Raw genomic sequence first — 2,840 nt, 5'->3', positions numbered from 1 at the left:
GTCGCGCCGGCGACGGCGCCGTTTCCGCCGGCCCCTCCGCTCGACGTCAAGGACGGCCACGTCTGGTCGCCCGACATCGCGGCAGTGGCGCGGGAGCTGCAGCAGCTGGCGCTGGACAACGGCCAGGTGGAGGTGATGCGCACGGCCGGCAACCAGGTGCGCGTGCGCGTCGACGCGGCCGATGCGGTCGATCGCCGCGATGCGCTGCAGCCGCGCTTCCGGCACTTCGTGGAGCGCGCCGGCGAGGTGCTCGCGCGCTCGCCGGCGGTGCGGGTGCGCGTCGAGGCGGGCATCCGCGGCAACTCGCCGGCCAGCTCGCCGGCGGCGGCGAAGGGCCGCAACCAGGCGCTGGGCTGGGCCCGCGGCACCGAGGCGATACTCGCCAGCCGCGGCATTCCCGCCGACCGGCTGACGTCCGAAGTCCGCTCCGGCGGCGACGCCGACCCGGCGGGAAGCTTCGACACCGGCCCGCGGCGCTACATCGAGCTTCTGGCCGCCGACCCGATCGCGCCGTGACGCACCGTCCCGCCGGGCCCACCGCGCCAGCCCAGGGACTGCATTCATGACGTTTCCCCTCGCCTCCCGACGCACCTTCCTCCGATCGGCGATCGTCGCGACGTCGGCGCCCCTGGCGCTGCTCGCGCCCGCCGCCCGCGCGCAAACCGCGGCCTGGCCGGGCAGGCCGGTCCGCATCGTCGTGCCTTATGCGCCGGGCGGGCTGAGCGACGCCGTCGCGCGCCTGCTGGCGGAGCGGCTGGCGCTGGGCCAGCCGGTGATCGTCGACAACAAGCCGGGCGGCGGCGGCGTCATCGGCATGGGCGTGGTGGCCAAGGCCCCCGCGGACGGCTGCACGCTGGCCTTCTCGGCGATCAGCCCGCTGACGCTCAGCCCGCACACGCACCGGGTGCCCTACGACGCGCTGACCGACTTCGCGCCGGTGGCGCGCGTGATGGTGTCGCCGGTGTACCTGCTCGCCACGCCGGCCTTCACCGGCAAGACCTTTGCCGACGCGATCGCCCAGGCGCGCGCGCAGCCCGATCAGGTCACCTTCGCCACCAGTGGCGTCGGCAGCCTGGGCCACCTGATGCTCGAGCAGATCTCGCGCAAGGCGCAGGTCCGCTTCAACCATGTGCCCTACAAGGGCGGCGGTCAGATCGCCACCGACGCCGCCGGCGGCCAGTTCCAGCTGCTCTCAGGTCAAGGTCATCCTCGGCGAACTTGATTGCCGACCTCCATAAGCCACTCGAGCCTGTCCTCATGCGGCGCGGTGGTCGACCCGTCGCCCTGCAGTTGCTGCTGCAGTCCTCTCGAACGAACTTACCGCCCAGGGACGAGGAATGAAGTGGCGGGCCGCGCGCGCCTCCTCGGCAATGTCCAGTGACGTAGGGATCGAGCTCAGCCTTCCATTCCGACTACTTGGCACGGCGGCGCCGCCAGAACTCCCACACGAGGGCGCAACCGACGGCCAGTCCGCTGGCCAGTCCGATCCAACCGAGCCTCCAACCCTCGTCAATGGTCACCTCGGGATTCGACAGCAGAATGATCAGCATGCCCACGAAAGCGGACGCGAGCGGCACCGCTACAGACAAGATGAGGAGAAGGGCTCGCTTCACTTGAATCGCTCCAGCGTTGGGCAGTTCAGGTAGAGGCCCGCGGTGCTGCCGCCGGCTTGAACGACCTCCTCGAGGAAGCTGGCACAGTTGTTTGGCGCCATGAGCCAGAGCCACTTCTTGGACATCAGCTGGTCCAGCTTGAATTGGGCGGCGTCGGGCCTGGTGATCTTCACCGAGCGCTGCGACAGCACGGTCTTGCGGTTCTCGCGCAGGTAGCGGCGGAAGCCGAGTTCTCGCATGAAGTGGGGGCGCATGTATGGGCCGGCCACGTGGAAGTAGAAGGGCCCGCCATCGCCCACCTTCAGCAGCATGTGGCCGCACGGGTTCCACCGGTCCCCACTGACGACGACCGCCGCGGTGTTCGCCCAGTCGAATGCCTGGGGAAGGCACATGCTCAGTTCCTCCCCGTCGTAGGGCGGAGGAGGCTTCCTCTCAGCCATGCGTCGCACTCCCTGTGATCGTTGTGATGCGGGGCAGTCTAGGCGGCGCGGCAGCCGCACCAAATATCCGAAGGTCATGCCGCTCGGCGCGCTTCGGAAACCCCGAGGCGGCCGTTCAAACGGGCCCTCGCTTCACTTCAGCTCCGCCGCCTGCAGAGTGCGGCGCGGCACATGCGGATGCAGGTGCGAGACGACCGCCCGGCCCTGCACGAAATCCAGCGAGTAGCTGCTGTGCTGCAGCGGCGTCGCGCGCTCGGTGCGGTCCAGCGCGTTGCTGAAGCCGCGTCCCACCTGGCGGCCGTGATCGAACACCAGGTCGGTCACGCCGCCCGGCACGCGGGCCACGGCGCTGTCGAACTCGCGGCGGTTGCGCGCCGCCAGCACGGGCCGCAGGTCGGCATGCCAGGACACATGGGCGTGCAGGTCGGCGACCACCTGGGACAGCGTCGACAGCGAGTCGTAGCTCCCCACATGGCCGGTCTCGGGCGCGCGCTCGCGCATGGCCTCGTCGCTGATGCCGACGTGCCGGTCGATGGCGCGCTCCCAGGCCAGGTCGCTGATCGCGGCGCGGCGCGCCGGCGCCTGATGCAAGGTCTCGCGGACCTCCCCGATCCGGGCCTCGGTCACCGCGAGCCGCTCGCGCAGCCCGGCCTGGGCGGCACGGGCTTCCTCGTGCTCGCGGCTGGCATTGGCGGCCTCCCGCGCCAGCGCCGCGTCACCCGCCATTTCGCCGCAAACGCTGACTTCCTTGCCGGCGGCGCGCGCCTGGGCGATGGAACTGGCCAGC

The 2,840-nt window shown here is 71.0% G+C and carries 4 protein-coding genes and 1 pseudogene; 2 read left to right on the top strand and 3 right to left on the bottom strand.

Annotated elements, in window-relative coordinates; all coding sequences use genetic code 11:
• Together CS062_RS26490 and CS062_RS24960 are read left to right on the top strand one after the other, a co-directional pair.
• The coding region (locus tag CS062_RS26490; RefSeq protein ID WP_158238928.1) for a hypothetical protein at nucleotides 1–516 on the top strand (516 nt) is incomplete at its 5' end.
• A gap of 46 nt (nucleotides 517–562) precedes the next feature.
• On the top strand, nucleotides 563–1,222 hold the full coding sequence (locus tag CS062_RS24960; RefSeq protein ID WP_099864545.1) for a Bug family tripartite tricarboxylate transporter substrate binding protein: 660 nt from the start codon (nucleotides 563–565) through the stop codon (nucleotides 1,220–1,222).
• Nucleotides 1,223–1,412: 190 nt separating this feature from the next.
• On the opposite strand, the gene CS062_RS26485 is transcribed toward CS062_RS24960, so the two are convergent.
• The 3 genes and pseudogenes from CS062_RS26485 to CS062_RS26480 form a co-directional block, all read right to left on the bottom strand.
• Nucleotides 1,413–1,550, bottom strand: coding sequence for a hypothetical protein (locus CS062_RS26485; RefSeq protein WP_158238927.1), 138 nt, complete (start codon nucleotides 1,548–1,550; stop codon nucleotides 1,413–1,415).
• 59 nt (nucleotides 1,551–1,609) lie between these two features.
• Nucleotides 1,610–2,005, bottom strand: a complete 396-nt coding sequence (locus tag CS062_RS24950) for a hypothetical protein (protein WP_143742518.1) — start codon at nucleotides 2,003–2,005, stop codon at nucleotides 1,610–1,612.
• Between the two features lie 180 nt (nucleotides 2,006–2,185).
• A pseudogene (locus CS062_RS26480) lies at nucleotides 2,186–2,840 on the bottom strand (hypothetical protein); the annotation flags it as partial.

The organism is Roseateles chitinivorans, from assembly GCF_002761755.1.
Lineage (GTDB): Bacteria > Pseudomonadota > Gammaproteobacteria > Burkholderiales > Burkholderiaceae_C > Roseateles > Roseateles chitinivorans.
The sequence above is the reverse complement of the archived record's forward strand: the minus strand, read 5'-3'. Positions and strand labels throughout refer to the sequence as shown.

Excerpts from the sequence above, each read along its gene's own strand:
- CS062_RS24960 (WP_099864545.1), top strand. The coding sequence starts at position 563 with ATGACGTTTCCCCTCGCCTCCCGACGCACCTTCCTCCGATCGGCGATC.
- CS062_RS26485 (WP_158238927.1), bottom strand. The coding sequence starts at position 1,550 with ATGCTGATCATTCTGCTGTCGAATCCCGAGGTGACCATTGACGAGGGT.
- CS062_RS24950 (WP_143742518.1), bottom strand. The coding sequence starts at position 2,005 with ATGTGCCTTCCCCAGGCATTCGACTGGGCGAACACCGCGGCGGTCGTC.